At 44.2% G+C, this 26,919-nt stretch carries 16 protein-coding genes and 1 pseudogene; 7 read left to right on the forward strand and 10 right to left on the reverse strand.

The window, feature by feature from the left end; genetic code table 11:
- Window positions 1-57 precede the first annotated feature (57 nt).
- The 3 genes from JFC06_RS00475 to recD all read left to right on the forward strand — a co-directional run bounded on the left by JFC06_RS00475 (window position 58) and on the right by recD (window position 11,403).
- Window positions 58-4,530, forward strand: coding sequence for an exodeoxyribonuclease V subunit gamma (locus tag JFC06_RS00475; protein ID WP_198333558.1), 4,473 nt, complete (start codon window positions 58-60; stop codon window positions 4,528-4,530).
- A 90-nt stretch (window positions 4,531-4,620) separates the two neighbouring features.
- Window positions 4,621-9,132: a UvrD-helicase domain-containing protein gene (locus tag JFC06_RS00480; protein WP_198333559.1), complete on the forward strand. Its 4,512-nt coding sequence runs from the start codon at window positions 4,621-4,623 to the stop codon at window positions 9,130-9,132.
- 75 nt (window positions 9,133-9,207) lie between these two features.
- The gene (gene recD, locus JFC06_RS00485) at window positions 9,208-11,403 is read left to right on the forward strand and encodes an exodeoxyribonuclease V subunit alpha (RefSeq protein ID WP_198333560.1); all 2,196 of its coding nucleotides are present in this window, start codon (window positions 9,208-9,210) and stop codon (window positions 11,401-11,403) included.
- 82 nt (window positions 11,404-11,485) lie between these two features.
- On the opposite strand, the gene JFC06_RS00490 is transcribed toward recD, so the two are convergent.
- Both JFC06_RS00490 and JFC06_RS00495 read right to left on the reverse strand, forming a co-directional pair.
- The gene (locus JFC06_RS00490; RefSeq protein WP_193004953.1) at window positions 11,486-12,049 is read right to left on the reverse strand and encodes a hypoxanthine-guanine phosphoribosyltransferase; all 564 of its coding nucleotides are present in this window, start codon (window positions 12,047-12,049) and stop codon (window positions 11,486-11,488) included.
- 102 nt (window positions 12,050-12,151) lie between these two features.
- Window positions 12,152-12,820, reverse strand: coding sequence for a hypothetical protein (locus JFC06_RS00495; RefSeq protein WP_198333561.1), 669 nt, complete (start codon window positions 12,818-12,820; stop codon window positions 12,152-12,154).
- A 301-nt stretch (window positions 12,821-13,121) separates the two neighbouring features.
- On the opposite strand from JFC06_RS00495, the gene JFC06_RS00500 reads away from it, so the two are divergent.
- From JFC06_RS00500 to JFC06_RS00510, 3 genes are all read left to right on the forward strand, one after another.
- Complete coding sequence (locus JFC06_RS00500) at window positions 13,122-14,801, forward strand: carbon starvation CstA family protein (RefSeq protein WP_193004955.1); 1,680 nt, start codon at window positions 13,122-13,124, stop codon at window positions 14,799-14,801.
- Window positions 14,802-14,916: 115 nt separating this feature from the next.
- On the forward strand, window positions 14,917-15,210 hold the full coding sequence (locus tag JFC06_RS00505; protein WP_227670190.1) for a cory-CC-star protein: 294 nt from the start codon (window positions 14,917-14,919) through the stop codon (window positions 15,208-15,210).
- 35 nt (window positions 15,211-15,245) lie between these two features.
- Window positions 15,246-16,283, forward strand: coding sequence for an ArsA family ATPase (locus tag JFC06_RS00510; RefSeq protein ID WP_198333562.1), 1,038 nt, complete (start codon window positions 15,246-15,248; stop codon window positions 16,281-16,283).
- Between the two features lie 10 nt (window positions 16,284-16,293).
- On the opposite strand, the gene JFC06_RS00515 is transcribed toward JFC06_RS00510, so the two are convergent.
- The 6 genes and pseudogenes from JFC06_RS00515 to JFC06_RS00540 all read right to left on the reverse strand — a co-directional run bounded on the left by JFC06_RS00515 (window position 16,294) and on the right by JFC06_RS00540 (window position 23,532).
- Entirely contained in the window at window positions 16,294-17,958 is a 1,665-nt protein-coding gene (locus tag JFC06_RS00515; RefSeq protein ID WP_198333563.1) for a DUF3482 domain-containing protein, read from the reverse strand.
- Between the two features lie 314 nt (window positions 17,959-18,272).
- The gene (locus tag JFC06_RS00520) at window positions 18,273-19,484 is read right to left on the reverse strand and encodes a glycosyltransferase family protein (RefSeq protein WP_198333564.1); all 1,212 of its coding nucleotides are present in this window, start codon (window positions 19,482-19,484) and stop codon (window positions 18,273-18,275) included.
- A 215-nt stretch (window positions 19,485-19,699) separates the two neighbouring features.
- Window positions 19,700-20,503 carry an HAD-IIB family hydrolase gene (locus JFC06_RS00525; protein ID WP_198333565.1) on the reverse strand — a complete coding sequence of 268 codons (804 nt, stop codon included), beginning with the start codon at window positions 20,501-20,503 and terminating at the stop codon, window positions 19,700-19,702.
- Window positions 20,504-20,719: 216 nt separating this feature from the next.
- Window positions 20,720-20,886: pseudogene (locus tag JFC06_RS00530) on the reverse strand (IS5/IS1182 family transposase); the annotation flags it as partial.
- 95 nt (window positions 20,887-20,981) lie between these two features.
- Window positions 20,982-21,968: a sterol desaturase family protein gene (locus JFC06_RS00535; protein ID WP_198333566.1), complete on the reverse strand. Its 987-nt coding sequence runs from the start codon at window positions 21,966-21,968 to the stop codon at window positions 20,982-20,984.
- A 175-nt stretch (window positions 21,969-22,143) separates the two neighbouring features.
- Complete coding sequence (locus tag JFC06_RS00540) at window positions 22,144-23,532, reverse strand: DUF2868 domain-containing protein (RefSeq protein WP_198333567.1); 1,389 nt, start codon at window positions 23,530-23,532, stop codon at window positions 22,144-22,146.
- A gap of 237 nt (window positions 23,533-23,769) precedes the next feature.
- On the opposite strand from JFC06_RS00540, the gene JFC06_RS00545 reads away from it, so the two are divergent.
- Window positions 23,770-24,531 carry an SDR family oxidoreductase gene (locus JFC06_RS00545; RefSeq protein WP_193004962.1) on the forward strand — a complete coding sequence of 254 codons (762 nt, stop codon included), beginning with the start codon at window positions 23,770-23,772 and terminating at the stop codon, window positions 24,529-24,531.
- Between the two features lie 71 nt (window positions 24,532-24,602).
- Here JFC06_RS00545 and JFC06_RS00550 read toward each other — a convergent pair whose 3' ends face one another.
- A complete protein-coding gene (locus tag JFC06_RS00550; protein WP_193004963.1) occupies window positions 24,603-26,120 on the reverse strand; it encodes a bifunctional 2-methylcitrate dehydratase/aconitate hydratase in 1,518 nt (505 codons plus the stop codon).
- Window positions 26,121-26,250: 130 nt separating this feature from the next.
- Window positions 26,251-26,877, reverse strand: a complete 627-nt coding sequence (locus tag JFC06_RS00555) for a GNAT family N-acetyltransferase (protein WP_198333568.1) — start codon at window positions 26,875-26,877, stop codon at window positions 26,251-26,253.
- Window positions 26,878-26,919: the final 42 nt, after the last annotated feature.

Genomic DNA, 26,919 nt, shown 5'->3' on the forward strand with positions numbered 1-26,919 from the left:
ACTTTAATTCGTGTTTGTTCGTCTCATTATTCTACCATTTCATCTAGATTATCCTCTATGTTTACTATTATTCAATCGCACCGTACCGAAAATCTTGTGGATCAATTGCTCTTGCAATATCAGTCAAAGGAACAATCTGTTTTTGAGCCTTTTATTGTCATTGTGCCCTCAATGGTATTGGGCGACTGGTTGGATAAGACGATTGCCAGTCGTGCTGGCATCAGTACGTTGGTGCGTACTAAATTTTGGGGTCAGTATCAGTGGACGCTGATGCAGGATGTGCTCACCCGTCATAACGCCTATTTGTTAGAGAATAACCCTGAAACAGCAGTTTTGAATGTGCCTGAAGTTGCCGTATTATCGCCGACAGTGATGCAATGGCGCCTGTTTGGGTATCTGACTTACTATCAAGAGTCGATTGTTAAAAATGAAGCGCACCCAGTACACCCGCTATTGGCGTCTTTGATTGAGGGGCCACAAGAAAATGTTAAACAAGACGCTCTACGACTAGACACGGCACAACAAGATAAGGCGCAGCAAGATGCGCGTATTTGGCAGCTGGCAAGTGATTTGACCCGAGTGTTTAACCGCTACTTAACCCACCGTGAGGATTGGTTAGCATTATGGTCAAATAATGAGCCACTTGATGTAGATGCACTGATAGCGGATAAAGACGCGTTATCACTGCGCTTTGACAAGTATGCACGCGGAACGCCTGAGTGGTTAATGGAGCATTATGTAGAGCTGGAAGTTGCGCAACGATTCTTATGGTCGCATCTGTTTGCCGATGTTCATCAGCACCGTGTGACCATTGAAGACAATTTCTGGTCAGCCTTAAAGCATAATAAGGCAAATGAGCGTGATCAATTGCCCAAGGTGCTGCGCATTTTTACCATTCAGCAACTGCCTCAGACCGAGCTTGATTTTTTACAGCGCTTATCGCAATACATGGACATCACATTATTACACTACAACCCCTCAAAGCTGTTTTGGGCAGATATTGTCGATAAGTCGTGGTTACAGCGTCAACAGATCATCAATCCTGAAAGTGTGTTTTTACGTGATTATGGGCATAGTTTGTTGTCGCGTTTGGGAAAACAGTCTCGCGATACCTTTGCCATGCTGGCGAATTTGTCAGGTAATGAGCAATATCAAGAGGCGCTTGTCGAATGGCAGGATAATTTTGATACTAGTTTTGATGAAACGGGTAATACTATTGATGGCAGCGTCTATGATGTTGATAGCGCTGATAGCTTTCAAGAGGCACAAAACACCTCAAGCTTATTGCGACGTTTGCAAAACGATGTGTTGATGCTGGATGAGCAATCGACCCAGCAGGCGACAGCGGCAAAAGTGTCAGAGGCCGTCAGTCAGCAAATAGAGTTGGGCTTTGAGCAAGAAGCGTCAGACACGCCATGGTACGACGATGACGTGCTAGAAAATAAGCGCTTTGAAAAGGATCGTTTTTGGGCCATATCATCGCAAGATAATAGCCTAAGCATTCATTCGTGTCACAATTTACAACGCCAGCTTGAAGTACTACGTATTATGATTGGTCGCTGGCTAAATGAACCTATCCAAACGGGTGAGAAAAAACGCCACATATCCGATATTGTGGTGTTGCTACCGGATGTTGAGCGACATCATGCGCTCATTGGTTCTATTTTCGTCAGTGGTAAAGGTCAAGATGGTTTGACCTTGCCCGCAAAGGTAACGGGTGTTGTCGATACTGACATTCGTCAGCTATGGGAAGCGATTATTGGGTTTTACAAATTGTTGGGCAGTCATAGCGCCCGTTTTGAAGCAGCTGAGGTCTTAGACTGGCTGATGTTGCCTCCTTTGTTTGAAAGCTTTGGGCTGACTCATGAGCAAATGAGCCGTGGTTGTGATTTATTGGTAGAAGCGGGCTTTATCCGCGGCTTTGATGAGCGGCATCTTAAGCAAACCTTAGACGCTAATGACTACGATTATCGCTTTAGTTTTGCCCAAGCGTTAGACCGATTGGCCTTGGGGCTTGTGATGCCAGAGGCCAGTTTGAGTAATTGCTTATACCCTTTGCGTGAGGGTGAGTGGGCAAGTACGGCAATGCCTGAGATGAGTTTGCCATTGCCACAAGTGAGCCTAAATGATGCGATGATTGTGGAAGCGCTTAGCCGTATCTATGTAGGTTTGGTGGAACGACGTGACGATCATACCCAAAGAATGAAAGCGGAAGATTGGCTGGATCAGATTGAGACGCAAGTGATCCATCGCTACTTTGGCGATGTCGATCAAACGCGGACGATGCGTGCCATATATAATGCCATGAATGGCTTTAAATCAAGTTTGCGCGCCAATCGTCATTATAAACAGTACGCGAGCGGTGATAGCGCCAATAAGGAAGTGGAACAAAGGCTGGCAGGCGTTGAGCAGCTACCATTAAAGCTAAGTTTTATGCTAGATAGTATCGAAGACGAGTTAGAAAGTCAGCAAGTCAGTGCTGAGCCCACTGGCGTAATTACATTTGGTCGATTTGGTGCCCTTAGGAATGTGCCTTTTGAATTGGTGGTGATGCTTAATATGGATCTTTCTGAGTTTCCTGCGCGTGACCGTGATAACCGATATGACTTGATCAAAGCCACTAACGCTCGTCGCGGTGATAGAGTCAGCGAGGATGATGACAATGGGGCATTTTTAGATGCGATGCTGTGTGCACGTAGTGCGTGCTGGATATTCTACAATGGTCAAAGCCTGACGGATACTCATGAGCACTTACCAGCCAATCCAGTCAGTGAGTTGCTACAGTTCTTACAAGGTGAAGTACAGTGGCAAGTGAATTCACTTGACACCCTGCCTGAAAATATTGACCCAACGACCGAGAGTCTCAAACGCTATTTACCTAAGCTGATCAAACAATGGTTAGTGACTGAGCATCCCGCATTGCCTTTCCATCGCAGTTTATTTGAGACAGACATTGAAGGTACGGATGCTTCTGAGCAACAGACCAACATCAATGCCAATGAGCGTCAGTCCAATGATGATGCTCAGGATAGTGGCTCTATTAGTGTAGCGGATGAGCTGGGTATTTTATTAAATAAAGCCATGCGTAAAACCAAGCTGGCGCAGAAAAAACAATTTCCACCCGCGCCGCTATGGCAAGCTGTGTTTGATACCTTAAATGGTAGGATCGCGAGCGAGCACACGCAACTAGTTGGTCTGCCAACCAAAACACAGTACGGAGCAATCGCTACGATGCTTGGTCAAGGCTTGGGTCAACTGGGACAAGTAAATAATCAAACCTTATCTGTCTTGGCTGAGATGTTAGCGCTAGATGATACTTCTGATATCAGTGAGGCGACTAAAGCGATTATCCAATTTGTATTTAACATCGGGGAGATAGATATTGAAGGCAGCCTAGTTTATCAAGTACGTCACCCGGCCAAAGCATTTTTACGTACTCAAAAAGTGCATGTGGTGCAAGGCGAAGAAGCGTTGGCGCATCAAGAGCCACTGTTTTTAGACAGTTTGACGACTTATCAGATTAAAGCGCATTTGCTTAAGTCACTGGCGGCTAATGCAACCGAACAAAGTGATGGCAATGCAGCGATTGAAAATGCTAACGCCACTATGATGTACCAAAAAATGATGCCAGCAGGGGTGGCGCGCCAAACCACGCTACCCAATCAGCAACGAAAACTACAGCAGCAATGTGTGGAGTTCAAAGAGCAGTTAATTGCTAATGGTTTTGATGAGGGCAAAGAAGCGGCCACAGGTTTGCAGCTACTGACTGCAACGAGCGAGCATTCTGTGCAGCTAGAGCTAAAGTCGGTGATCAATAGGGTTAAGACTATTGATACTAATGAGTCAAGCTGTCAGACGGATATTGAAGCAATGCTGACACTGTTGCCAAAGGCTATTAAGATTAAAGGTCTGGTGCCGATAGATGCTCATAAGCAGGCAGGCGTATCTTATACTGAGCACTCACCAAAGCAGTGGTTAAATATTTTGCCAAATTCTGCGAGTCCCAGACACTTACTCAAGTTTTGGTTATCACATTTATACTGGCAAGTTGCCAGACGCACCACAGCTGAGCAAGTGGCATTAAACGATGGCACAAGTATTTGGCGCTTTAATAAAGCCAGCTCGCAAGTAGATAGCTATAAAAATACTATCGCATTCAAGCTAAGTCCTATTGCCTATGAATATGCGGTGATTGAGCTGATTAAGTGGGCGATTTTTGGCAACCTGTCAGGTCAAGTTCCTATTACGCTACTGCCTGAGTATGCACTCAACTACCTTGGCAAGCGTTCAAACGTTAAAGAAAACGAGGGCACAAATGGCGGCTATTGGCCAAAACGTGCAGATTTTTCCGACTGGTTAAGACCCAGTTATCATTCAGACACGGTATACGATAACTGCTCACAGCACGCCATTTGGCAATACCTATTGCGCGATCAAGACGCATTTAAAGCGCTAACAGCGGCCTTAACTACCTTGGCACAGCCGCTGTACGAGCCAATGTTTGTCGCACTAAACGGTTTAGATAATTAGCTAGGATGGCTACCGCCCAGTTTATTTCGCTGTTTATTTTGACCTGATAGATTTTGATTTCATAGATAATCATTAAAAGTATACGCCTATATGACAGACTTTACTGACACAACCAATACCATTGATATCTCTACACAATCGGATTTATTTGATGAGGATTCAAGTGAATTTGATGACTCGGCTGCGATGGCTGAGTCTAAGGCAGATGTGATACCAGCGGTGGACGTTGAACTAACGGGTAAGCACCTTATCGAAGCCTCAGCAGGGACTGGTAAGACTTGGACGCTAACTGGTATTGTGCTGCGCCTACTGATTGAAGCGCGGCGTGCGCCAGAACAAATCATTGCTACGACCTTTACGCGCGCCGCTGCAGCGGAGATGCGTCAGCGTATTCATGATCGTTTGGTGGATTTTTATCAACTATTGCAGTGGGTCAATAATCTGAGTGCTGATACCAATAATAAAGATATCTTGTATCCCAAAATTTTGCAGGTAACGCCTGATGGTGATGGTGTTAATGACAACGACAACAGTAACCATGACAAACCAGCAAGCACGGATTTAAATAGTGAGGCAAACGCTGAGGATCTTAATCAAGATTTTGCCCACGACAAGCAAGTGGCGATTGAAAAGCGTGCCCAAGCAAAAAAAGCGCGTGAAATTTGGTTGATAAAGCAAGCTAAATATGTGCGCTTAGATAACATCATGCAAGATCCTATTAACCTACATTTAGTGAATTATTTACTGGATCATGTGTATAGCTATCCGATGGCGGAGGCGCTACGACGCACCGCGCTGGTATTAACGACATTGGATAAACTGTTTGTGGGCACACTGGATAGCTTGGCGCAAAAATGGTTGACCGAATATAGTAGCGAGACGGGTCACCAGCAAGGCATGGCTATTATCGAAGACAGCAGTATTGAGCAGGTGACTGACAGTATTATTCACGATGAGCTGCGCCAGTTTCAAAGCCGCTTACATTACGAGCAGCCCAAACTGTATGCGCTGATGGATCAGCAAGGTAAGCTGACAGCAGTGAGCGACCATAAAAAATTTGTTTCTCGTTCGCTCAATTTTATTTCCGCACCGATTGATGAGGTAAGACTAGAGCAAAGCTTTGACTTTAATGCGTATGAGCAGCTTATTGCTGAGTTTGCACAATTAGACTTAACTGATATTCAGCCATATTTAAATCCTGATTACAGAAAGTCGCAAGGATTTCGTGGCGGTTCTAATTTAACCAAACAGTTTGACGCCCTCATTGAGGTACATCAAAAGATAGCAGAATATAAACTTGCATTTAACAGCTATTTAAATGAGCGCGAGCATAAGATTTTGACCTCATTGCAGGATGCCAGATATCCAGATGAAGATGGCAAAATTAAGAACTTCAATAAAAATAAAGAAAAAGAGCATCAGACGCTTTTTGAATTAGAGACCATTAGCAAGTTAATGGCGCTTCTAGATATGGTTGAGAGATTAAATCAGCACATTGTATTGCTATTAGCCAATCTTAACCGTCACATTGTGCTTGCCGTACGTGATAGGCTGCCAGTAATTTTAGAAGAGCGCGGTGAGACGACCTTTAGTTTGCAGATGGTGCGTTTAAACCAAGCCTTAACGGGCCGACAAGGAGATAAGCTGGCGCGTTATATTCGTCATCATTATCCAGTGGCACTGATCGATGAGTCGCAAGATATCAATGGTGAACAAGCCATTATGATTGAAAGCATTTATTTGCCAAAAAACAAACAAACACAAGAGAAAAAAGATAAGCCGTCAACGTCCCATAAAGCCAATCGTGAGTTTTTACTGTTGGTTGGTGACCCAAAACAGGCCATTTATGGGTTTCGTGGTGGTGATGTGGCCAACTATAACTATATGAAAGCCCAGTTTGATACCAGCAGTCGTTGGACGCTCGATACCAACCGTCGCTCAAATGCCGGTGTGATTCATGCACTAAACTGCTGGTTTGGCGTCCCTACAGCAACGACTGGTAACAATAAGCTGGCACAGTTAGGTAGCGGTATCTATTACCAGTATATGAAAGATAGGGAAGAAAAAGAAGGTGAGAAAGCTAAGAGTCAACTGTCTTGGTTTAGGTGTTTAGACATACAAGGAAGTCGCTTAGTGACTGAGATCCTCTCTGCTCAGCCAGTAAGCGTATTGCACTTGCCTAGTGGTAAGGACATAGAGCTTGAGTACGATGAGCATGAAATCACCGCGCGTCATATTGCCACTTTGCTCAGTAGTGGCCATACATTAAAAAGCAAAGCCATCCAGCCTAGTGATATCGGCGTGCTGGCACGTGCCAAAAAGGACTTAAAGCGGGTTGAAGACGAGTTGGTGAAACTGGGCGTACCAACTTTGACCACCAGCGATGTCAGTATCTTTGAAACGGTCATGGCAGAAGATGTGGCAGCATTGCTTAGCGCCATGCTGTATCCGTACCGTCATGACATGATTAATCGGGTGTTGACCAGTCATCTGTATGATCTAAGCATTAAAGACGTTAAAGCGATGATGACCGACCATGAGTCAGGTATTGTTGAGGCCGATAATACAACACGCGCTCATTCACAAAATGCGTCGACGATTGATAATAAAAGAAGCTATCAAGACTTTATTACCTATTTAAAAGAAGGGGCGCAGCGTTGGCAACATTTTGGCATATTGTCGGCGCTACATTACCTGTTGGATAAAAGTCCCGTACAGCCACAAGGGGTCTGGCAATCTTTAGCTGCTCATCCAGAAGGGGATCGACATATCATGGATCTGCGTCATGTGATGGATGTATTGGCGCAGTACGGCATGGGCATGGGTGAGCATGAACTATTGGCTTGGTTTAGACAACACATAGATGCCGCACCCAACAGCGATTGGGCCAAGCAATATCCGCTACCGACAGAGTCTGGCGTACAGCTGATGACCATTCATAAGTCAAAAGGACTCGAGTTTCCCATTGTCTACGTCTTGGGTATGGGCAGTGCCAGCCGAAAATCTGGTAATAAAGAAAACTATGGGTTATATCTATATAACGCTCAGCAAGCCCCTTCCGCGCTAGCGCAGCAATCCCTACAACATCAACTAACTGGCAATCAGCGCCGCTTCTCGCCACTACAAGGATCTGCCACCACCGACGATTACTATACTGCTATCGAGACGCAAGAAGGTTTTGAGGAGTTGCGCCGTCTTGGTTATGTGGCATTTACGCGCGCCAGTGAACAGCTTTATGTGGTACTGCAAGACCCGAAAAGAAATGTGGATTCTGAGTTAAAGCCCGTGTTTTATTGGTTTGATTCGGCAGAAGCAAATTTTGAATTGCCTAATAGGCTCAAAGGCACGATAGGCATGATCAGAGGTCACAAAGTCAATGAGTTCCATAATGACCACCATGCGAACCATGCCAACCCAGCAGGCTTAAACGATGCGACTCAGCTTACTACGATCAAACCCATGACAGAAGTTATTGAGTACGATGCTTTTTCAGAGGTTATGAAGACAAACTACTTTTATGGTTGGGCGAAGACCAGTTTTACCGCGCTCGCCCGTCAGTTGGACGAATCCACACAAGCGATGGTCATAGTGGATGAGCGTATTGATGATGCGATAGAGATCGTTACGAGAGATACGTTCGCCTCGGTTGAGCCATTATCTCATAGTAGTGAGCACCCTGAAAAAGTGGAAGGGTTAAGTCTCAAGTCTGAGGAGGATATCCGCTTTACTTTTGTTAAAGGAGCCAATGCCGGTACATTTTTACACGAGATATTTGAAAAAATTGATTTCACCAACAAGTCGCAGTGGTCTGGGGTTGTCGATAGAGCCGTTAGTAGCTATCAGCTGCCGCTGGTCTATAGCAGTGCTGAGCTGCAAAGCCGTAGATTACAAGGATACGAGGGCGGAGCAGGTGCCCTCATTGAGCCTGATTCGATAGATACGACAAAGCATGACGCTTTACTCAACTGGATTGATGAGGTGATACATGCGCCGCTATTGGCCTCCAATCAACCCTTAAGCTCTCTTAACGCAAGTCAGCGATTTGCTGAATTAGAGTTTAACATGGGGTTGTCAGAACGGTTTAAAGCTCAGGATATCAATCAGCTGTTTCAACAATACTTACCTGACGACACAGACAAGCACGTCAATCTGGTGCCACAAAATAAAACGCACTTGTATCGTTATTTACGCGGCGAAATTGACTTGGTATATGAGCACGCTGGCAAGTATTATGTCGTCGATTACAAAAGTAACTTTTTAGGAAATAGCCTAAGCAATTATGATGAAAACACCCTTAAGCAAGCAATGTCCAAAGCAGGATATTGGTTACAAGCAGCAATTTATCAGGTGGCTTTGCACCGATTGCTCTCCATGAGAATCAGTGATTACGCAGGCAATGAAGATAAATATCTAGGCCCTGTAGAGTACGTATTTTTACGTGGTGTATATGACCCTAATCCTCAAACCGCTGCTTCTGCATCACAAAACCCTAATGAGCCTAGTAGTAACACATCAGGCACTAATCCTTATGGATTGGTGACTTGGGATATCCCAATTGATTTTATTAAAGGATTAGATACGCTATTTGGCATGCCTGACTAGTAAGGGTTAAATAACGGTTCACTATCCAAAAAATATCATCTCAATTAATCAGATCAATATAGAGACAAGCATAAGATGAGTAATAATAACAACAAAAGCAAAGCGGCAATTGGTTTACAAGAAACTTGGGCCAGTAACCTTAGTGACTATATCCTATTACGTCGCCAGCAAACGCATTCAGCATATAATGCGACAGAGGCACCAACCAATACTAATAGCGATCAAGTCGATAAAGTAGAAGACAGCAATTTATTCACGGCTTTTTTTGTTATGTTAGCGACGCATTTAGAAGAAGGGCACACGGTATTAACCGTTGAGGAAGCTGAGCACGAAGTACCACTACAAGGTCAAATCAACAATGAAGTCGTTACATTGTATGCGTGGCAGCGGCAATTATTAGAAACATTGGCAATGCCAATATTTGCGTTGATAGACGCTCAAATACACTTGCAAACAGAAGATAACGCAACAGTTGATATAGCATTATTTGCTTTGCTAGACACTTTATTTGGCAAGGGCAATCAGCTTTGGACGCAGCTGGCGCTTAGCAATCATGAAAAAGAGAGGCTAAGCAAGCGTTTTAATACGATTGTCAGCTTATATCAACTACTGAAAAATACTGACTTAAATTTTTTGATAGATTTAGTGGAACAACACGCTTTATTTGCAAATGTTGATGCTGGTGTTATTGAAGAAAATAGCCTAAGCAAAATAAACCAACCCATCATCTATAAACTAACTAATAATAAAAATATAGAAGTAAAAACCATATCAATAACTTTTTGGCTACATCGTTCTTGGCAAGCAGAGTTTAACTTAGCAGAGCATATCAATAGGACTCTAGCACAAGAAGTAACCCCTCTAGCATTATCAATACCTGACAATTTAAACGAGCAACAAGTAAAAGCCATCAACGTGGCCAACAACAATGCATTTAGTATCATCACTGGCGGCCCAGGCACAGGTAAAACTTATACGGTTGCTCAGCTGGTTATCGCACTACAAGAAGCTACAGAGAGGAGGGGCGATCAACAGGAGAACATTCGATTCAGTACAGATAGTGCGAGCCTAGCGTTAGCCGCGCCAACTGGTAAGGCGGCCCAGCGAATGCAAGAGTCTTTGCAAGCCGCTTTAGACACAGAAAATGTGGCGATGCAATTGCAAGAAGCCAAGACTATCCATCGTTTGCTAGGAATTGGACGAACGGGTAGACCGCGTTACGATGCTAGTAACCCACTAGGGGAAGATATCATTATCGTGGATGAGGCATCGATGCTTGGAGTTGAGTTGGCCAATTATCTTGTGAGTGCAGTGAAACCTGGAGCAAGGCTTATATTGTTGGGAGATGCCAATCAGTTAGCAGCCGTGGATGCAGGAGCGGTGCTGGCCGATCTATGCCGTATTCCGACATTACAGGCTGTTCATGCAGAGCTAATCAAGAGCCGTCGGTTTAGCTCAGATTCAGGCATTGGTCAGCTTGCCCATCAAATTAATGCGGTAGAGGTAGACATTCAAAAAATTTGGCAGTTACTAAAACAAGATGACGCATTGAGATTTCAATATGTCAATATGCAACAAGAAGAGACGCTTATAGATAATAAAATGATAAATAGCCTAAGTAATAAAAAAACCATTCAAAAAGTAACCCAAAAATACAATCCATACATAAACAAAATTAAAAATCTTCTAGAAGATAAAATAGAAAAATCTGTGCCAGAATCAGTAAAAAGTACTATAAACTCATTAATGGTAACCTTTAACCAGTTTAGAATCCTAAGTGCTGGCCACAATGGGGAGTGGGGTGACCACTATATCAATAACTATCTGACACAATGGCACCTTACTGAGCTAAAACTGCCGCTCGGTCAAAACACATGGTTCCATGGCCGTCCCATTATGATTCTGCAAAATAACTATGAATTAGGATTATTCAATGGTGACATTGGCTTTTGTTTGCAAACAGGGGACGAAAGAAATCGATTAGAAGTGTTCTTTGAGAGCAAAACCCAAGGTATTGCTGTGAATTTACTCAATGACGAGGTCATTGCCACTGCCTATGCGATGACGATTCATAAATCACAAGGGTCTGAATTTGACCATGTGGCCATTACTTTTGATAATAGTCATGCAAGATTGTTAAGCAAGGAGCTTATTTATACGGCAGTGACACGTGCTAAAAAACAAGTGACCATCTACAGCACAAAAACTGCTTTTGAAAAGGCGGTTCAGACGCCAACTGAGCGCCATACAGGCTTAGCACAACAGTTTTAGTTATTATCTTTAGTTATATTTGTTCTTCACGCAATAAAAAAGCATCCGATTTGGATGCTTTTTTAAACATAACTCGATGGAGTTAGATTTTATCTTCTTTAATTGCGTAGATACCCGGCAGGTGACGTAAGTAACCGTGGAAATCCATACCACAGCCATAGACATAACGATCCGCGACATTAATTCCTACAAAATCCACATCAAAGTCAGCAACTTTGCGATCATGTTCTTTGTTAAGTAACACACAACATTCCATAGACAATGGTTTTTCTTTACTCAGCTCTTCGACGACTGCTTTTAGCGTGATGCCTTCGTCAAAAATATCATCTATCAATAAAACATGCTCACCTTCAATGCTAACATCAGGCTTAAATTTCCAATCAAGCTCATTGGTGCCTTCATTATCACGATAGCGAGAAGCATGAATATAGTGCATACGATGGTAGAACGTCAAATGCGTCAACAACTGGCCAGCTGGGATAAGCCCGCCATTCATGACGACCATAACGATCGGATTTAGACCAGCATAATGGAGGTTGAGTTGAGCGGCAAGGCGCTCATAAGCGGCAGCAACTTCAATACTGCTGATAAGGCACTCTGAGTTGCGTAATGTTTTTTCAATTTCTTGGTTACTGATTTGGGTCATCGGGTGCGCCTTCGATAAAAAGTGCCGCTTATTTTAGCAAATTTTAGTGAATTTGCCCAACCTCATGTGATGTTTGGGATAAAATTAAACCAATTTTAAGGGTTATTCTGATTTTTCTACAATAAATGGGCGGTAGTAATCTGCTAAACGGTTCAGCGAACTATCCGGTAAGTCAGGCAACAGCTTGTTCAGTGCCATATTCATGCCTTTATCAATCGCAGATTTGGCGACTGGAACAGACTTACGCTTGATCATACCTAGCTTGAGTGTATCAGCATAGCGACTGATAAAATGAGTGAGTGTCTCTTCATTTACGGTTTCAAGCGCTTTTTTAAACTTGTCTCGGTTTACGTGCTCAGGTGTGATAGCAGCAAACCCTTCGTCAATCGTTTTTGCGTCTGCGGCAGACAGCTTAAAGCCCACACGTTTCACGCCGTCATTATCAATAAAAGTCGCCCGATCTCTTAGAAAATGAAAACTCGGAAGTACCTCTTCATTATTCTCTTTACCAAGCAAGATGTTGAGTAGGGTATCGGTCGCGCGTTCAATCGTCCCAACGATTTTACGCATGGACGCTTGTCGCTCAGGATTTGGGATAATGTCTACCAAACCAACCAATAAATTATCGGTAAGGTCACGAGCCGTCTGATGCGTCAGAGCATCGCGATAAGGGTAGTAGTCTACCTGCTCATTTGAAGCAACGACTTGTTCGGCCTCACTGATCAATGTTTTTAATTTATCTGAAGGTACGAATCCAAAATAATGTGCCATTATGCTGCCTTTATTTGTTGTTTTTTATGTCTCGCCAACGTTACATCCACCGTTAAATCGGTTACTATTTCAGCAGAATACCATTCAACGACTCACCACACTAGATGCTGATTAGCGATGCGCCCTAATTGTAAAATACAAGAATTTATTATTTGGTGATGGTCCTGCAAAATTTTACGATTTGTCTGATGATCGATGAGTTGAGTCACTCGTTGCACACTAATTTAGCATATTTTTCACTTTTTGATTTAAAAAGCTTGAACTTATAAGGCTACCTACTACTTGTCTAGGGAGAGATAAGATGAATAGTGCTATTGTATTATTATTCGGCGTTGCCGCTATGCTCTGCGGCTACGTGTTTTATTCAAAATTTATCGCCACCAAAATTTTGGCGTTGGATAACAGTCGTCCCACGCCAGCGCATACCATGAAAGATGGGGTAGATTATGTCCCTACCAATAAGTATGTATTATGGGGGCATCATTTTACGTCGGTGGCAGGTGCTGCACCCATTATTGGTCCTGCGATTGCTGTGATTTGGGGCTGGGTGCCTGCCATCATTTGGGTGGTATTAGGCACTATTTTTATGGCGGGCGTACATGACATGTCGGCCATTTGGGCAAGTATGCGCAATAAAGGTCAGTCGATTGGCTCTATTGCCGGTACGGTCATGGGTACACGCGTACGTAGCTTGATGATGATTGTTATCTTTTTGCTATTGCTAATGGTGAATGCGGTATTTGGCGTTGCTATTGCTAACATGATGATTAAAACGCCATCGGCTGTATTACCAGTTTGGGGCGCATTGGTGGTGGCCTTTATCATTGGGCAATGTATCTATCGCTATAAGATGAGTTTGGTTTGGGTCTCAATTATCGGCGTAAGTGCTTTATATGGACTTATCTACTTGGGTCCCATGTTCCCTATTGTCTTACCTGAGACAGTTTTGGGGTTACCTGATAATGCAGTATGGATTCTGGTTTTGTTTGCCTATGCAGCGATCGCGTCTTTATTACCTGTATGGATGCTGCTACAGCCACGCGACTATATTAACGGTTTACAGTTATTTGTCGGTTTGATTTTATTATATGCTGCTATTTTTATCGCAACACCCAACATTGTCGCGCCAGCCATCAACACGGCACTGCCAGTTGGTACGCCATCACTTATGCCGTTATTGTTTGTCACCATTGCTTGTGGTGCGATTTCGGGATTCCACGGCTTGGTGGCGACAGGAACGACGTCCAAACAGATTGATAAAGAAGAAGATGCCCGTTTCGTTGGTTACTTTGGGGCGTTGGGTGAAGGTATGCTGGCTCTCGGCGCGATACTGGCAGCCACCGCAGGTTTTGCCACCCTTGGCGATTGGCAGGCGGTTTATCAAAAATTCGGCGACGGTTCTATCGGTGCCTTTATTGATGGGGGCGCTACCATATTAAATGCGGGTGTTGGTATCGACCTAGTGCTGTCACAAACTATGCTCACTGTGATGGCGGCATTGTTCGCGGGTACCACGATGGATACTGGTGTGCGTCTACAACGTTATATATTCCAAGAGTTTGGAGAGTTCTATAACCTGCCAGTATTGAGTAAGGGCGTCGTAGCAACTTTGCTTGCAGTCGGTAGCTGCCTATTATTGGCGTTTGGTGCAGGTGGTATTGACGGTGCAGGTGGCATGATTATTTGGCCACTGTTTGGTACAACCAATCAGCTGATGGCTGCCTTAACCTTGATGATCGTAACCGTCATCTTACTACGTAAAGGCAAACCTGTTTGGTACACTTTAGCACCGTTGTCATTCTTGTTAGTCATGACAGTCTTTGCGCTATTGATTCAGCTCAAAACCTTTTACACTGATGGCAATTGGTTGCTGATTATTATGGATATCATTATTCTAATCGCCACCATTTTAGTGACGTTTGAGAGTCTATCCGTACTACGCAAAGAGTGGTCGCGGCACAAAGGAAAAACCAACACGTAAAACATGTTGTGTGCTATCAAATAAGTATCTATCAAAAACGTCAGCAACTGCTGGCGTTTTTTGTGTCACATAGGCATGATAGACCATAAGTAATAAGGAAAACACGAGCAATTTTATGGAAAATACCAACATGCCAAACGATATAAAAAACCGCCCATCTTGGTGGCAAAGGTTTGTGGCTGGGCTAAATGAGTTTTATCATGCACCTTATCGCCAAACGATGGCACGTGCTGCGCGTGATGAAGAAGATTTTTTTATGCTACTCATGTTTGCTGAGAGTTTGGGGATTGATAATCCCGCCAGTTTTTATACCTTAGAATTGCAGCCGTTATTTTTAGAAAACTTCCATGAATGGCATACACGAATGGGTATGGACAGATGTCCTTTTGACCACGTTGGTTGCTGCTAGTAATCTATAGTTTGATGAAAAAATGAGATCCGAGTATGGCCTTACACCCATTGCAAGCATTCGTAGAGCAACTGGCAACGCAACCAATTATATTCATCGGCGGTAAGGGGGGCGTGGGCAAAACCACGACGGCCGCTGCGCTTGCCAGCTATTATGCCAGTCAGCATCAAAAAACCTTGATTGTTTCCACCGATCCAGCACACAGTTTGGGCGATGTACTAAACGCACGTGTAAGTAATGAAAAAACGGCAATCTCTCCTTATCTCGATGCCATTGAGCTAAACCCTGACATCATCGTCGATGAGCATTTTGCGCAAGTGGAACGCACCATTAAATCTTATGCCAATCCAGATATGATGCCCAAAATTCGTGAACACATGCAGTTATCAAAATCAGCCCCTGGTGCCCAAGAAGCGGCGATGCTCGAATCTATGTGTCAGCATTTAGTTGCGGCAGCTGATGCCAATTATGAGCATATTATTTTTGATACCGCACCGACAGGACACACTTTAAGACTACTCGTCCTACCTGAAATGATGGGCGCATGGACAGATGGACTGCTTGCACAGCAGCGGCGACAGGCCAAACTGCGCTCGGTGGCGACCCATTTGGACACTCATAACCAAAAACAGATCCACCAAAAAAATAACCCGCAAACAGACAATGTGCCAAATCCGTTTGCCCAAAAAAAATCTGATCGTTGGGAGCAGGCGGTATCTGTGCTAGAAAAACGCAAACAGTTGTTCCGTCAGGCAGGATTGCTGCTTCATGACCGCGCCCAAACCGCAATTGTATTGGTGATGACCGCCGATGTATTACCATTGGCTGAAACCAAGCGGGCTATCAAGCAGTTAGAAGACAGTAAGCTCACACCCGCCGCGATCGTCATCAATCAGTTGATAGCACCGACGCAGTCTGATGCGTTTTGGCGGCGGCGTGCTGAGCGCCAGCAGCAACTCATGCAGGATATCGAGCGGAATTTTACCAATTATCCGCTGTATCCAATTTATTTGCAGCAAACAGACGTGCGCGGCACTGACGCCTTAAGTGCCTTATTAAGCCCAGCGCCATAACCGTTCACGACTACTCGTGAAGCTTGTGCGACTGCAACTTACCGGCAAGTGACCACGCCATGTCTGCTCGTAGCAACTGCGCTTGTTCTGACTTACCACCACTGAGTGATGACCATTGCGGTTTTCCCCGTGCTTTTTTTAGCTCATTTGGTAGTTTATGCGTGGGCCACACGGTCATTGGATTGGCTTCTGCCTCCGCACGGTCATCTGTGGGCAATGTTTCAAGGTGATTGTTCTCGCTGTTATACAGTAGCTGTGTGGCATCGGTGGCCGCATGACCGCGATGGCGTAGGGCAGTGAGCAAGTCTAACGCCCGAGTGGCTAATAAAGTCAAGGTCGCAGGGTCAATGTATAAGCGTTTTACCCCTGTCACTCTATCCGCGATACTACCGGTATTAGACAACAAGCCGCCTGCTATACCGCCTATTGCAGCGCCCAGACCTAATGTCGTACCTAGTGCGGCAGCATCAATACCCAATCCTAATAATGCACCAGCTGCCGCGCCAGACGTGGTACGAATGCCATAGCTCTTAAGAAGTTCAGGATCAAATGGGTCTTGCTGATATGCTTGTAGTTCAAGCGGGGTTGCTGCGACTGCATTATCATAAAACTTATATAAATTGAGCAAGCTATGCTGCATCGTGCGCTCGCTTTGCCGGACCGCTTCTTGCATTTGCTGTAGTACTGGCATCGGGTCGTCATCTTGATTGATTTCCCGCACATACGCCGCGACATTTAATAAAAAATCCGCAATGATAATACTAGCCTCATCATACAACTGCGCCCAATTTTCAGTACGGCGCGCCATCAGCTGCTCAAGCATCTCCGAGTGAGTGAGCATAGTGGCAAGGTTTTGCCACAATCGCATTTCATCTGAAAACTCAAAAGCCACGGAATCAAAACGCGTGGAGATGTGTAAATTACGTCTTGCCAGCATCGTCTGCCAGTCTTCAATATTGGCATCCTGACTGTCCGTAAAATTAAACACGGGCATAACAGGTATGGCGGCCCAAGACAAAATCGCCAACTCATCTTTATATTTACCAAGTACGGGTTCACGCGCATCGACGACATAGATGGCCATGTCACTGGCTAGTAATTGGCGAATCACTTTGGCTTCTTGGCTATAATCATAATCTTGTAAGTCCTCACCTACAGAGGTATCGCTATTGTCTGCACTTTGCGCGATATCTGCTGCCAAAAACTGCTGCAAGCGTTCAATACCATCACGGCGACTAGCGGTATTGTCTTCAAGCCAGTCCATGAGTCCGGAGGCATCCTCTAAACCAGGTGTATCGTATAGTGTCACCATCACTTCGCCCGTTTGACTGTCTGTCAGTTTTGCTTGCTCAACATGGCGCGTGGTTGCTGCTTCGTTTTTTACTTCACCAAAATATACATCGCGTAATAAGGTACGAAGTAGGGAGGTTTTACCAGTATTGGTATGACCAACGACGGCCAGTTTAAGTGCCTCGCCACTGGCAATGGTTTTTTTAGATACGGTATGCCGAGGCTCGGCTTGTTTGTTTAATGATAAGGATTCATCCGTAGTAATCGCTTGATTCGATTGAGGGGCTGTCTGATTTTTTGCGTCAGGTGTTCTCTTATAAGCCTTATCCGCAAAGAGTCCGACTGACTTATTGCTCGCGTGGCTGTCTTTTTTATCATTATTCATAATAGAATCTTATATCACTAATTAGGGGCTGTATAGAAATCAAATCAGCGGCAACCAAATAAAAACACAAGCCAGTATGATCGCAGCCCGTAACTGTTTTTAAGCTTATCATAACCTGAATTCGGGATAAGCCAGTGCTTAAGTTGTTGATACTATTTGCATAATTATTATCTGATCTTATAAAGTCATGCTGTTGACAGTAGTTTATAGAGAAGCCTGCCTTCAAAGACTTAGCTGGTCTTCAAGAGTAATAGAAAATATCAATACGATCAGCAGCTTAATGAATCACTTATCCCGAACTGGGGTTATAACTGTCATTTTGACTCCTCCTTTACCATCGCTCTAAATCTATCGGAGAATTCAGGTAAAACGGAACGCACTGTAATCCACGGAGAGAGGGATGCCACACCCATTGGATCCTCACAAAACTCAGCTGCAGCTTCTTTGATAGCCTCTTCAAAAGCTTCGACTGCCCTTATCTCATTTTGGCGGTTGTACGCAAGGGCATTTATCTTACTGAGTGCATTGTACTTTGAAATCTCAATACGCGACTGCTGGTAGTATGAAGCAAGGAGTGTTTTATAAGAGGCTTCTGAAAAAACCACTCCCTCTTGAGCTAAAATTCTAAAAAGAGTTTTGGCTATATCGTTTGCCATCTTGTAAATGCCACCACCTTCACTTTTTGAGCCTAAGTCTTGATGTTTATGCTCATAACTCTCCATGATTTCTGTTTGACAGATACGACGGCTTGAGGTGTTGTTATAAACTTCTGAGAGTGTTGAAACCTCAAGCCCCCAAGTAGGAGAAATCGCAATACCACGACCAAGAGAGCGGATAAACGCGAACTCTCCAGAGAGGGCATAACGAAAACTCTGCATATACTCCAAGTAGTGGTTTGAGCCAAAAGTAATCTTGAGGGCTTTTATGAGTGGTGTATAAAAAAGACGGGTCACACGACCGTGGAGCTTGTTTGTAACGCGAGAGTAATAGCCTTTGTTAAACTCAAAATCAAGACCTGGGTGTACTATGGGGTAAAAAAGCCGTGCAACAAGCGCTTTTGAGTAGTTTACTATGTCACAATCATGCAGGGCAAAAGCATAGTTATCTTGATCTGTGAGACCATAACCTATCATCGTCCAAACATTACGACCTTTTCCTGGAATGTCTAAACCAGGAAAACCCTCATCTGTAAGCTCTTTATATATCTTTTGTACGTTTGGACCATCATTCCAAAGTACCTCAACACTACACTCCAAAATGCTCATACGCTTCTTTACTTCTAAAAACTGCTCCTCAGTTGCACCGTCGAGTCCAAGTATAATTTTATAGAGATACTTCACGTTTTTAAGCTCATCAATAATAGTCTGCATCGCTGGCGTTTCAAACTCTGAGTAGAGAGCGGGAAGCAAAAGCACCATATTTCTGCGTTTTGAAAACTGCAATAATTCTTCTTCTATGCTTTCTAAGGAGCGATTTCCCACATTTTGTAGTGTTGTTATAACGCCGTTTTGAAAAAAATCTGACATCTTATTCTCCCTTTAGATGTTATCTCATACGGTTACCTTTTATTATTATCGTTACATCTATCCTATTTGTGCCCCTACAGTCTTATGTTTAGGGGATTACCATATTTCTTGCTACCTACACTTAAAATATTTACTTTAAGCTAGCAGTATTTTGAGATGAATCTTTTAACAAAGACGCCTTAAGTGCATCGGCAAATATTTCTCTTGCAAGCGCTTTAGAGTCCATCAAATATCTCCAGTATAGAGCTATTCCAACCTTTTGGACCTGGGTAGTCTGCTCTTTTTATATCTGCGTTTCCTATGGCACTAAAAGAGCCATCATAGAGGGGAACTAAAACACCAATATCTGCTTTTTTTATCATAGTAAAGTCATTTGCACTATCACCAAGGGCTATCTTGGTGCACTTTTGGTTGTAATACTCTTCATACATGTGAGCAAGTGTAAGCATGGCATTTGCTTTGTCTTGTAGGAGTGAGACAAGGTGAAAAAATCTTCCCCCTTTTACTATATCAAAGCCCTTTTCATTGGCCTCTTTTTTAAGAGCCTCAAGCTCTCTTTTGTCTTGCATCAAAAAAGGCTCACTAAAGTCGCGTTTCATGGCATTTAGGCTCTCTTCTCTTGGCAAACCTGTATGCTGTATTACTTCATCAACACTCATATCTCCAAAACCTTTTATAGAGTAGCTCCGTTTCATTTGTGTGAAAAAAAGTCTCAGTTCTATGTAGGAGTGCGCCTTAGAGAATTTTATCCACTCCTCTTTAAACGCCACCTCTTTTGCAAGTACACACTCTGAGGGCACAAATATCCCAGCACCATTCTCAACGATAAAAGGCTGCCGCATGCCTAACTCTTTTTGAAGCACTACCACTTCACTAAAGGTTTTGCTCGTTGCGATAATGAGAGGAATTGAGCGATATTTTAAAAGTGCTAAGGCCTCTTTTGCAGGAGCGAAACTATAATCCTGGTGATTGAGTAGTGTTCCATCTAAATCGGTAAATACAAGATATCTCTTCTTCATAGCAGTATGATACAACACAATTATTTGTCATGGTCGACTTATTTCAGACCACTTCTTAGAGGTTTTTATTGAAATAAACGCAGTCAAAAATGCCATGGGATCTCTCATGACATCCAGCACTTTAGAGCAACCCTTTGAGCAATTACTTTGTGGACTAATAACTTGGGTTTATTACAACTTAGATTAGGGGCGGTATAGAATTCAAATCAAAGGCAATCAAATAAAAACACAAGTTAGTATGATCGCAGCCCCGTAACTGTCTTTAAGCTTATCATAACGAGTGGCGATGCCTATAAGGTGTTCAACCTAGCAAAAGCATTTTCTACCAGATGGCGGCAGCGATATAAATACCAATCCAAGGTATCGTTATTGCTTAGTGAATTCTATACCGTCCCTAATACCCAAAAAATAGAGTAGCCGTTTATGGTCAATAAATCTGGTTGAGCATCTTATACTCATACAAAACTATTTTTAATCGCTAGTTGCTCTTAGGTGATGCAGCGCTAGGCGCGTGAAACAACACTTTAAGCTTTTTCTTAACCCCTTTGGCACGAAAAAATCGTTGCCACATACGACAGAAAACGCCAAATATTAAGTTTATGACATTATCATGACTGTCTTCACCAACAGCACCGTATTTCACGGGGTTATGGATAGTATCTTCTTCGACGTAAGTGCCAAACCAACGATCAAAAATAATGAGAACACCGCCGTAATTTTGGTCAATATATGCGTCATTGGTCCCATGGTGCGCACGGTGGTTGGAGGGTGTGTCAAAAATGTACTCCACCCATTTGGGGAATTTTTCGACGGTTTCGGTATGGATAAAGAACTGATAAATCAAATCTAACGCATAAAAGAAGAATACCCATACTGGATGAACACCCAGCATCATCAGTGGGACAAAAAATATCCACCAGCCTGTCACTGAGTACAGCAAGCTTTGGCGCATGGCGGTAGAGAGGTTCATATAGTCATCGGAATGATGCACGACGTGCGCTGACCAAAACCAGTTTACGCGGTGCGAGGCACGATGGAACCAATAGTAGCTAAACTCAACAGCAACAAAAATAGGAATGGCGGTCAGCCATGTCACCTCAATGGTAAATAAGCGATATTGATACAGCCACAAGCAAATGGGCAGCACGATAAGGGCGTGGACAACCAGCTCAAACCCTAAATAAGAACCACCCAAACTAAAGTTGGTCATGGTACGACGCCAGCTAAAGCTGTCACTCTTGCCACGTTTGGATTGATAGAACCATTCTGCTAAAAACAGTAAGAAAAATGGGCCACCAGCCAGCGGTATCAGCCACTCTTGCCAGTGCGTGGGTAAAATACTGGCCAGCGTTGACTGCCAAGATTCAGGGGATATGGCCAATATACTTTGGTTCAATGCTTCCTTGTAACCATCTAATAGCTGACCATACTGACCCAGTGTCATAAGGGTATTATCTGCTGCCATACTGGCCTCCTAGCCACTATAAACCATCCTTGTCATTTTGGTATGATACTAAACTTAGCAAACAACACTGTACAAAAAATGGTGTCGTATCAGTTTTCTTGTCCTGACTAATGAATCCTGTTCAAAAAAGAAAGGGCTGGCAGCATCACCACATTATGCTAAGTATCACTATAAATTAAGCGCCACTATGAACAAGACCGATTTTTCGAGCCGAGAGCGCGGTTTGCCACTGTTGATAACGAATATTTTTATGTTCTAAGAGCTGCTCAGACGTTTGATCTTCTTTTTTATCGGTTAGGGTAGTATCACCAAGCAATTGTACGATCAGCCCCTCTTTTGCGTGACTGGCGATTTGGTCAAGCTTACGCAGTGTGCCACGGTCGGGCAGTGCGTTTTCATGAATGCCTAGTAGGACCTGTACAGGATGGTGGTCTAAGTAAGCCTTTAATCGTGCCATATCATCACGATCATCAATAATCCCGAAATTCTCGATCTCACTACTGGCCTTAAGAGTCGCATTCAAACCCGCTTGCCACCAGTTATCCTGCTCTGATGGGTATTCGAGTAAAGCCACCACTTTCTTGCCAGCGCTAACCGTCGCTTTTGGGGCGATAGGGGCTCGCGCTTCCTGATAATCATCGGCATCTACCACATGACGCTGCCAAAAATTCAAGATTTTTTGGTAATAAGGCAGTTTGATATCCAAACGCATTTTTTTACGGCGAAACATAAGCGCACAAAACGTCCATGCTATCGCTCGCGGCACCATGCCATACATCAGCAAACTTCCTACCAATAAGCTTGCCCATTGCCGTGCAACGGATAGGGGCATCGCGTCTGTCACCAATCGGCTTTGAGTGACCGCCGCATTGTCTGGCACATCAAATCCCACCATGCTTGGCAACCAGCCGAGTATTTGAGTCAACGCTATGAGTGCCTGATCGGAGAGTAGGGTTGACTCCCAGCTAAAACTGTACTGACGTACGACCAATAAAAATACAATCGCAAACAGCATACCGGTTAAGGTGGCCAGCCATAATTGATGACTAAACTTGCCTAAATACCAACGCATACCACTGTGTTGCAATTGACGTTCGTACAAATCAACGGCAGCTTTGGTGACATCATCTTTGCCGCGTATGAGATAACTGGGGCTGACAAAACTGGCAAACCAATTGGTAGACTGTTTGCCTTGATTCATCAGGGTCATCACAAGCCAGCCGACCAGCATAATGGTATGAAACCCCAGCAGACAGACCAACACATAAAAGAAATTCACTACGTTGCTCTGTAGTAAGGTAAACAGTCCTAAAAATCCTGAGACACACCACACGATGCTCATGACAACCATGATACCCTTGATGCGACCATCAATCTTACCCAACACTTGCGCCAGTGCACCGTTACTATCGATACGTGAAGCACGGCGATGCAATTTTTGCAGGGGTTTGCCGTCTTCACTTTGTAATTTTTCAGTGATAAGCAGCGGATCCGTGGTAAAGACGTGTTGCTGAGTTTCAAGCGTACGTACCAGCTCAGTCAATTGATCTTGGGGTGATAGCATAAGTCGGTCATATCCGTATAAAAGCGTTCATTTAGCAGACAGTACTTGATGATTGTAGCGTAAATAATATGACGTTGACCGCTATTATTTTGTTGTGAGCGCGGCCGATCATCAATACAGGTTAACGTCTGACGCATGTTTATCATGGTAAACGTAACAAAAATCCGCCAAAATGAAGGGTAGAACAGATCCTAGTTACTCAAAAAACTGTCAAAAGACCCAAAAAAAGGAATCGTCATGAATAATAAAACTTATCTCATTATCGGCGGTACAGGCGGCATCGGCAGAGCCATGGTTGAGCAATTAATAGATAACACTGCCAGCCATAGTGAAAAAGTCATCCCTCATGTTTTTGCAACTTACCATAGCAGTGTTCCTGATTTTGCCGCAGACAATCTGCATTGGATACCTATGGATATCTGTGACGAGCAAAGTATCCAACAAGCGGCTGACGTCATCAAGCAGCAAACCGCGCACATTGATTGGGTGATAAATTGTGCAGGTTTACTACACACGGCCGCGCAGCAGCCAGAAAAAGCACTCCGGCAGATTGAGACTGATTTTTTTATACAGAACATGCAAGTGAATGCCTGGGCAAGCTTGCTCATTGCCAAACATATCAAACCCCTATTGGCGAATGCTGAACGTAGTCATGATAAACCAGCGGTTTTTGCGACGGTATCGGCACGTGTCGGCAGTATCAGTGACAACCAGTTGGGCGGTTGGTATAGCTATCGTATGAGTAAAGCGGCGCTTAATATGGGGATGAAAAATCTGAGTATCGAGTGGGGCCGGTCGCTCAAAGACGTGTGTGTCGTTGTCATGCAACCAGGCACGGTGAACACCCAACTGTCAGCCCCATTCCAAGGGAACGTGGCTGACGGACAGTTATTCTCGCCCGCTTATAGTGCAGAGTGCCTATTAGAGGTGCTAAGCCACATGACGGCGGCGCAATCAGGAAGCTTTGTTGATTGGGCAGGGGAACCCATACCTTGGTAATGACAGCAGCATTAAGAAGGTAGGTTTGAGCCTGTTTATAAACAGGTGGTTAATGCGCTGGGGCTCACACGTTAGTTCGCGACAAACAAGTCCATAAACTCATGTACAGGTGTTTGCTCCAAGCGCTCTTGATCACTGCACAATGCAAAGATAGACGCGCAACGACTGTCGATAAATCGCGTCGCCAGACTGGCACGAAACTTAGCTTCTAACACAGGCAAGCCTTCTTTGCGGCGGCGTTTATGACCGATAGGATATTCCACCGCAACCTTATCGGTACTGGTGCCGTCTTTAAAAAATATTTGAATCGCATTGGCAATCGAGCGTTTGCTTGGGTCATGGTAGTCTTTTGAATAACGCAGATCTTCTTCCACCACCATCTTTTGGCGTAACCCATCAATCAAAATCTGATGCTGCTCATGATAGTCATCTTCATAGTTCTCCGCCATCAAATCACCTGTCAATAAAGGCACGGCGACCATGTATTGGAGGCAGTGATCGCGATCGGCAGGATTGGCCAGCGTTCCTTCTTTAGAGATAATTCTAATCGCGGATTCATGCGTGGTCAGGACAATTTTTTCAATCTCATCAATTCTGCCATCAATGCGTGGATGCAAAATAACAGCGGCCTCGCAAGCCGTTTGCGCATGAAATTCGGCAGGAAAACTTAGTTTAAACAAGATATTTTCCATGACGTAACTGCCAAATTCCCGCTGAAAAGTAAACTGTCTCTCATGGTCAGGTTTGGTGGCTAAGTCTTTACTGGTGTGGCTAAACAACACGTCATAAAACCCCCATTGCGGCGCGGTGAGTGCGCCTGGAATGCCCATTTCACCGCGTCGAGTAATATCAACCAAACGCACAGCGCGGCTGGTCGCATCACCGGCCGCCCAAGACTTACGGCTACCGGCATTGGGCGCATGACGATAAGTACGCAATGCTTGACCATCGACCAGCGCTTGAGAAATCGCTGCCATGACTCGCTCACGGGGTAGCTGGTAGAGTTTAGCGACCACGGCTGTTGAGGCTAGCTTAACCAAAAACACATGGTCGAGCCCAACGCGGTTAAAGGAATTGTCTAACGCCAGTACCCCTTGAATCTCATGCGCCATAATCATGGCTTCGAGCACCTGACGCATGGTGAGGGGCGCACGACCTTGGCTGACGTTTTGCTGACTGATATAGTCCGCCACAGCCAAAATACCGCCCAAGTTGTCTGAAGGGTGCCCCCATTCAGCCGCAAGCCACGTGTCGTTGTAATCAAGCCAGCGCACGATACAGCCAATATCAAAGGCGGCTTTGATGGGGTCGAGCTTATGAGAGGTCCCAGGGACGCGCGCGCCATTGGGAGTCAATTGATCGGCGCAATCTGGACCTAGATGTTTGGTGCACTCAGGAAAGCGTAACGCCAGTAACCCGCAGCCAAGCGTATCCATCAAACAATAACGAGCGGTGCGCCATGCCTCAGTACTGTTTGGTGACTCTTCATCTATAGAGTAATTAAGAACATAGTCGGCAATTTTTTGAATCTCAGCGTCATACTCTGGACGAACATTGCTCTCGACGGTCGCATTTTGGGACTGTGACATGGCTGTCTCCTCTTCCTTAAGTGGGCTATTTTATTGACCAACTGTGGTTTTAGTCATCATTTAAAAGTAGCACACTCAATATGGAACAACCAAATTGAATTATGTTAAGAATTACGACCTTAGCAGCCGTTTAAATCATCAGATACAGTAAGCCTAAAATAAATAAAGCTGCCATGATAAACAACAAAGCGCTTAAAACTTTGGTCGTGGTTGTGGCAGTGTCAGTACGCTCTTTTCTCACTTTGGTTTTTTTGGCAACGTACAACACCATTTTCACATGTTCAATGTTGTCTTCGAGATAGTGATCACCTTCAGGCACAAAGCCTAAAGACTCATAAAAGCTGAGCAAATAGCTTTGGGCAGAGATAATAATGGGTCTCTTTTTACCGTATTTTTTGCGGCAGTGGGCAATAGCGTGGGTCATTATTTGCCTTGCCAGACCCTCACCTCGGTGCGCTGAGAGTACGAGCACTCTACCAATGGCAGACATGGACGTGTGGTTGGATTTAGCAGCCGAATCGGTGACGGCCAGATTGGACTTCAGCTGGTTAAATTCAGGCGGAATGATGCGACAATAACCCACCAGCGCTTCATTTTGATGGGCAATCAGATGCAAACAATCAAAATCCACCTCATCCATGTCTTGGTAGGCGCAATTTTGCTCGACCACAAACACTTGGGAGCGCGCCTTTAGAATGTGGTACAGATCAACTGAGGTCAACTCATCAAAGGTTTTTATAGAAAATTCACAAGTCATAATTGATTGGCTTCTAACAATGGGCTTTAAAAGAGTGGCATT

The organism is Psychrobacter namhaensis, from assembly GCF_016107545.1.
GTDB lineage: Bacteria > Pseudomonadota > Gammaproteobacteria > Pseudomonadales > Moraxellaceae > Psychrobacter > Psychrobacter namhaensis.